The organism is Luteibacter sp. (assembly GCF_051958795.1).
Lineage (GTDB): Bacteria > Pseudomonadota > Gammaproteobacteria > Xanthomonadales > Rhodanobacteraceae > Luteibacter.
Genome location: NZ_JBQCFT010000232.1, coordinates 1 through 5,745, shown reverse-complemented (window position 1 = coordinate 5,745; position 5,745 = coordinate 1). Strand labels below are relative to the sequence as shown.

Here is a 5,745-nt window from a genome sequence, read left to right as displayed (position 1 = left end):
ACACCTCGTCCAGCGCGATATCCCGCGGTGCGGCCTTCATGGCGCCGGTGTCCAGCCGCGAGAGGTCCAGCAGTTCACTGAACAGGTGATCGAGCGACTCCACGCATTCCTGGATGTGCGCGATGCGATTCAGCCGGACCGGATCGAATTCATCCACGGCCAGGCCGGAGGAAAACAGGGTCAGCGCATACAGCGGCTGGCGAAGATCATGCGACGCGGCGGCAAGGAAACGCGCCTTGGCGACACTGGCGGCTTCCAGCGCTGCGTTCTTGCGCGCAAGTTCGTCCGTGGCCGTGGCGATCTCGCGTTCCATGCCGATCTGCGCGTGCAGCAGCTTCGATGCCGCGCCGTTGAAACCGCGCTGCAGGTCGCCGATCTCGGTGTCGTCGGTCACCGGCACCACGACCGTGCGGTCGCCCAGGCCGAGCTGGCGCACGGCAATGGCCAGGTTGCGCAACGGCGCGCTCATCCAGCGGGCCGCGGACCAGCCGATCATGATGGCGATCAGGAGGCTAAGCGAGAGCCAGATGAGCGCGTTATGCACGCTGGCGCGCTGTGCCGCGACGGCATCTTCCACGCTGACATCCACGGTGACCGAGCCCACCACGCGGTGGCTGACCGGGTCGAGCACATCACGTGAAACGGTCAGGTTGTCATCATCCTCGACCGTACCGTTCACCCGGTCGGCGAGGATCTCGCCGTCGCGATCGGCGATGCGCACCCGCGACACCTGCGGCAGCTGCACGATGGATTGCGCGATGCGGCCGAGTTCGCGGCGCTGCTCACTGCGCAGGGCTTCGCCGGAGACGGTCGCGGCCTGCTGGGCAATCGCGTCCGCCGTCGAGCGGCCCATCTCGTGCAGCGTATCCATCTGGTGGCGGGTCAGCAGGGTGACGAGCAGTACCGCGCTGATCGCGGTCGGGGCGAGAGCGACGCAGGTCAGGCGCTGCACGAGGGACGTGCGCCGCCACACCTTTTCCAGCCAAGAAGCCGATCCATCCCGCATGCCTGTCCCCTGGCGCCGCCCGGGCCGGCGCGAGGCTTTAGCCTAGCGCAAGTTGCCGGGACGGGCCCTAGTCCCTATGGCGGTCTTGCCAGGCCTTCACGAGGGAGGGCAGGGTCGCGATCACGACGAACACGGCCAGCGGCACGAGCAGCCGCGCGTTGGCGAGGGTGGAGGCGGTGACCGGTCCCTGCCCAAGCGTATCGGCGAGGCCCGCGCCGATAGCGCTTTCGACCGCTATCGATACGGTGCCGCCAAGCCACGTCGCAGCAATGAACAGCAGGGGCGGGCAGCCCAGCCAGGCGAGCGCGAGGGTCATCGCGCCCAAAGGCACGATCGGCACGAAGCGCAAGGCGAAGGTATGCCGAACGGGATGCCGCCGGTAACGGTCGCGCAGGCGTTCGGCGAAGGCCGGTGGCTGGCGGGTGCCTGCCGAAAAGGCGTGCCGCCCCGCGCCATACAGCACGAGCGACCCGGCGACCAGCGCGACCGAGCCGAACAACGTGCCTTCGACGGTGCCGAACAACAGGCCGCCGGCCAGTACGAGGACGATGGTGCCCGGTACGCCGGTGGCGATGGCCACCGCCAGCGCCACGGTGAACGCCAGGCGCGACAGGATGGGGTGGCTATCCACGAAAGCGAGCAACGAGCCCTCGCCCTTGACCAGGTGCGAGGCATCCACGTTCTCGAGGACACCGCTGGCGATCACCGCGATGCCCAGCACGATCAGCAGCACGAGCGGCAGCATGGCGCGCCATGCGCGCCAGCCCCGGCGCGGTGGCTCAGTACGCGGCGCCGATCTCGCCATAATGGCGCAGCACGTCACGCGCTTCATCACGGAGGATGTCGGTACGCACCGCGATCCCGCGACGCGTGAGTTCGCCAACCCAGTCGGCGGGCAGCGGGCCTTCATCGAACGTGGTCAGCTCTTCCACGTCGCTTGCGCGCGCGCCGATGAGCAGCGTATCGACGCCCGCCCACACGGTGGCGCCGTAGCACTGGCAGCACGGCTGTGAACTCGTGGCGAGCGTGACGTGGCCGCCATCCTCGTTAAGGCGGAAGCGCTGCGTGCGCTGCTGCGCGAGCATGTACGCCATCATCTCGGCGTGGGCCACGGAGCAGCTGTGCGGCACGACGCGGTTCACGCCGACCGCGATGATGCGGTCGTTGCCATCGAACACCGCCGCGCCGAACGGGCCGCCGGAGGTGGCTTCGACATTGCGCGCGGAAAGCTCGATCGCAAGCTTCACCTTGGCGTCGTCGCCTTCATAGGCCTTCGAGGTATCGACGAAGTCGTGGACCCAGGCGGGCAGGGTGAGGTGGACCTGTGCGTAGAGCATGCTCAGCCCCGCTTCGCCCACGAATCACGCAGCGTCACCACGCGGTTGAATACCGGCGCGTCGTGCGTGTGGTCGTGCATGTCGGCGACGAAGAAGCCCAGGCGCTCGAACTGCACGCGATCCTCGCGTTCGGCACCGGCCGCCGCGGGTTCCACGTAGCCGTGCACGATGCGACGCGATTCCGGGTTCAGGTGATCCTTGTAGGTCTTGCCATCGGTGTCGTCATCCGGGTCGTTCACGTCGAACAGGCGATCGTAGAGACGTACCACGGCCGGCACGGCATCGCGCGCGCTCACCCAGTGGATCGTGCCCTTCACCTTGCGATCGGCACCCGGCATGCCCGAGCGCGACTCGAGGTCGAGCGTGCAACGCAGCTCGACGACATCGCCGGAGTCGTTCTTCACGACCTCGTCGCAGCGGACGATGCCGACGCCGCGCAGGCGCACTTCACCTTCCGGCTTCAGGCGGTGGAAGCCCTTCGGCGGCACCTCGGCGAAATCCTCGCGCTCGATCCACAGCGAGGGCGAGAACGGCACGCTGCGCGTACCGAAGCTCTCATCCTTCGGGTGGTTGGAGAAGGTGAGTGTTTCGGCGTGGTCGGCCGGGAGGTTGGTGATGGTGAGCTTGACCGGATCGATGACCGCGAGGCGGCGGGGCGCCTTCGCGTCGAGGTCTTCGCGGATGCAGCCTTCGAGCACGCTCATGTCGATCGTGCTGTTCTGCTTGCTTACGCCGATGCGCTCCCAGAACAGGCGGATGCCGGCCGGGGTGAAGCCGCGACGGCGCACGCCGGCGACCGTCGGCATGCGCGGATCATCCCAGCCGTCGACCAGGTTTTCCGACACCAGCGTGATCAGCTTGCGCTTGCTCATCACCGTGTAATTGAGGTTGCCACGCGAGAATTCGATCTGGCGCGGCTTGCTCGGCACGGTGGGCAGGCCGGCGGCGACCAGGGTTTCCCACAGCGACGGGTCGTTGGCGAGATCGACCTTGTCGACGCACCAGTCGTACAGCGGGCGGTGGTCTTCGAACTCCAGCGTGCACAGCGAATGGGTGATGCCTTCCACCGCATCGGAGAGCGAATGCGCGAAGTCATACATCGGGTAGATCGGCCACGCATCGCCAGTGTTCTGGTGGTGCACCTTGCGCACGCGGTACAGCGCGGGGTCGCGCAGGTTGATGTTGCCCGAGGCCATGTCGAGCTTCGCGCGCAGGGTCTTGCTGCCGTCGGCGAACTCGCCGGCGCGCATGCGCTGGAACAGGTCGAGGTTCTCCTCGACCGAGCGGTCGCGGTACGGCGAGTTGCGGCCCGGCTCGGTCAGGGTGCCGCGGTATTCGCGCACTTCATCGGCGGACAGGTCGTCCACGTAGGCCAGGCCCAGGCGGATCAGCTTCAGTGCCGAGCGGTAGAACACCTCGAAATAATCCGACGCGTGGCGCAGCTCGGCCCACTCGAAGCCGAGCCACTTCACGTCGCGCTGGATCGCTTCGACGTACTCCACGTCCTCCTTCGAGGGGTTGGTGTCGTCGAAGCGCAGGTTGCAGGTGCCCGCGAACTCGCCGGCCAGGCCGAAGTTCAGGCAGATGGACTTGGCGTGGCCCAGGTGCAGGTAGCCGTTCGGCTCCGGCGGGAAGCGGGTGTGGATTACCTGGTGCTTGCCGGAGGCCAGGTCGTCGCGGACGATCTGGCGGATGAAATGCTGCTGCAGGACGGGCGTTTCGGTCGACATCGGGGAGTGGCTCTGCGGTGGGTGCGGCACAAACGTCCGAGTTTACCTTTCCTGCGCGCCCGATGCTTGCCGTGGCGCCGTGGGCCGGGTAGCTTGCCCAGCATGCGGATCGTCTACCACGCCCAGAGCCTCATCGATGCCCATCTCGTCCGGGATGCGCTGGCGCAGGCGGAGATCCCCGCTTTTATTTCCGGCGAATACCTCACCGGTGCCATCGGCGAACTGCCCGCCCTGGGCCTGGTCGCCGTCATGGTGCCTGACGCCGCCGCCGAAGCCGCCGACGGCATCGTCCGCGCGGTCGACGCCCGGCTGGTCGAAGCCCGTGCGGCGGCGGCCGAGGGCGATTTCGACGCAGGCATCCTGCCCGCCTGAAGCCGGCAACCCCATCAGGAAAACCCCACCCCATGCAGGCCATCTTCGACCTTGTCCGCGACGTGCCGGATTTCCCGCGCCCGGGCATCATGTTCAAGGACATCACGCCCTTGCTCGCCGACGCCGCCGCCTTCGCCCAGTGCATCGATGCGCTTTGCGCCCCGTGGCGCGAGCAGGGCATCGGTGCGGTCTGCGGCATTGAATCGCGCGGCTTCATTTTTGGTGCCGCCATGGCGCAGGCGCTGAACGCGGGTTTCGTCCCGCTGCGCAAGGCCGGCAAGCTGCCGCCGCCGGTCGTGGGCATGGATTACGGCCTGGAGTACGGGCTGGATCGCCTGGAGATCGGTACCGAGGCGATCGCACCGGGCGAGCGGGTCATCATCGTGGATGACGTCCTGGCCACGGGCGGTACGCTCGACGCCGGCCGTCGCCTGGTGGAACGGCTGGGTGCCGAAGTGATGGGCGCGAGCGTGGCGATCGAACTGGGCGGCCTGAACGGCCGCGCGCGCTGGGGCGGCACGGCCCCGCTGCACGCGCTGGTTACTTACTGACGCCGGCGGCCGGTTCTTCGCGGATACTTTCCACCAGCACGATCTCGCAGCCGCCCGCGCCGGTGTCCTCGCGGGTGAGCGAGGTATCCCAGTGCCAGCCGTTGTCGCGCTTCACGTCGACGAGAAAGCCTTCGAAGTGGATCACCTCGCCGGGGCGCACCTCGCGCAGCTCGCGGGCCGCGGTGTCGTTCGCCGGGATCATGTGCATGTTGGCGCTGGAATCCTCGATCTCGTGCCGCGGGATCGGGAACGAATCGGTGTACCAGAAGTAGAAACGGTTCGACTGCGAGATGCGGATCTTGTCCAGCACGGATGAGTCCGACATCCGCCCCCAGCCCATGGCCAGGTCGGTCGGCGCGATCGGGGCAAGGTCGGCCAGCTGGTAATCCTCACGCGAAAGCACGCGCCCGGACATGGCGAACTTCGCCCGCGGCTCGAGCTTGAAACGGCCGTGGGAGAGTTCGGTGCCGCGCCGGATATCTTCCTGGTCCGGGACGTCGCCCGCGACGATGCCTGGTGCATCGTGCACCGGCCGGTGGCGCCACCAGTTGTAGCCGCCCCAGCCGCAAACCACGAGCAGCAGGACGACGAGCCATGAACGCATCAGCGAAAACCGTCAGGGGGTCGGATGGGCAACGTCCGAAGCCTTCGCCGGTTGACCGGTGGCGCAGCCCCGCGCGTTGAACAGGTCGGCAGGGACGTCGCGCACGACCTCGGCAAGCGACTCGAAGAAGGGGGTCATGGCCGAG

Annotated in this window: 7 protein-coding genes; 2 read left to right on the top strand and 5 right to left on the bottom strand. The window is 67.6% G+C overall.

Features of this window, described 5'->3' with window-relative positions; translation table 11 throughout:
- The 4 genes from ACTHLF_RS11655 to ACTHLF_RS11640 form a co-directional block, all read right to left on the bottom strand.
- Positions 1-1,006: sensor histidine kinase (locus ACTHLF_RS11655; RefSeq protein WP_440327509.1), on the bottom strand; the 1,006-nt coding region annotated here is incomplete at its 3' end.
- Between the two features lie 67 nt (positions 1,007-1,073).
- Positions 1,074-1,751 (bottom strand): TVP38/TMEM64 family protein, encoded by a 678-nt coding sequence (locus ACTHLF_RS11650; protein ID WP_440327508.1) that lies wholly within the window; start codon positions 1,749-1,751, stop codon positions 1,074-1,076.
- A gap of 34 nt (positions 1,752-1,785) precedes the next feature.
- Complete coding sequence (locus ACTHLF_RS11645; protein ID WP_440327507.1) at positions 1,786-2,343, bottom strand: nucleoside deaminase; 558 nt, start codon at positions 2,341-2,343, stop codon at positions 1,786-1,788.
- Positions 2,344-2,345: 2 nt separating this feature from the next.
- Positions 2,346-4,073 (bottom strand): glutamine--tRNA ligase/YqeY domain fusion protein, encoded by a 1,728-nt coding sequence (locus tag ACTHLF_RS11640; protein WP_440327506.1) that lies wholly within the window; start codon positions 4,071-4,073, stop codon positions 2,346-2,348.
- A 102-nt stretch (positions 4,074-4,175) separates the two neighbouring features.
- On the opposite strand from ACTHLF_RS11640, the gene ACTHLF_RS11635 reads away from it, so the two are divergent.
- The gene (locus ACTHLF_RS11635; RefSeq protein ID WP_440327505.1) at positions 4,176-4,445 is read left to right on the top strand and encodes a putative signal transducing protein; all 270 of its coding nucleotides are present in this window, start codon (positions 4,176-4,178) and stop codon (positions 4,443-4,445) included.
- A 32-nt stretch (positions 4,446-4,477) separates the two neighbouring features.
- Positions 4,478-4,996 (top strand): adenine phosphoribosyltransferase, encoded by a 519-nt coding sequence (locus ACTHLF_RS11630; RefSeq protein ID WP_440327504.1) that lies wholly within the window; start codon positions 4,478-4,480, stop codon positions 4,994-4,996.
- Here the strand turns inward: ACTHLF_RS11630 and ACTHLF_RS11625 are convergent.
- The gene (locus ACTHLF_RS11625) at positions 4,986-5,600 is read right to left on the bottom strand and encodes a hypothetical protein (protein WP_440327503.1); all 615 of its coding nucleotides are present in this window, start codon (positions 5,598-5,600) and stop codon (positions 4,986-4,988) included. The genes ACTHLF_RS11630 and ACTHLF_RS11625 overlap by 11 nt on opposite strands.
- Positions 5,601-5,745: the final 145 nt, after the last annotated feature.

What these genes read in the sequence shown, in the direction of transcription:
- ACTHLF_RS11650 (WP_440327508.1), bottom strand. Translation starts at nt 1,751, where the DNA reads ATGCTGCCGCTCGTGCTGCTGATCGTGCTGGGCATCGCGGTGATCGCC.
- ACTHLF_RS11625 (WP_440327503.1), bottom strand. Translation starts at nt 5,600, where the DNA reads ATGCGTTCATGGCTCGTCGTCCTGCTGCTCGTGGTTTGCGGCTGGGGC.
- ACTHLF_RS11645 (WP_440327507.1), bottom strand. Translation starts at nt 2,343, where the DNA reads ATGCTCTACGCACAGGTCCACCTCACCCTGCCCGCCTGGGTCCACGAC.
- ACTHLF_RS11635 (WP_440327505.1), top strand. Translation starts at nt 4,176, where the DNA reads ATGCGGATCGTCTACCACGCCCAGAGCCTCATCGATGCCCATCTCGTC.
- ACTHLF_RS11630 (WP_440327504.1), top strand. Translation starts at nt 4,478, where the DNA reads ATGCAGGCCATCTTCGACCTTGTCCGCGACGTGCCGGATTTCCCGCGC.
- ACTHLF_RS11640 (WP_440327506.1), bottom strand. Translation starts at nt 4,073, where the DNA reads ATGTCGACCGAAACGCCCGTCCTGCAGCAGCATTTCATCCGCCAGATC.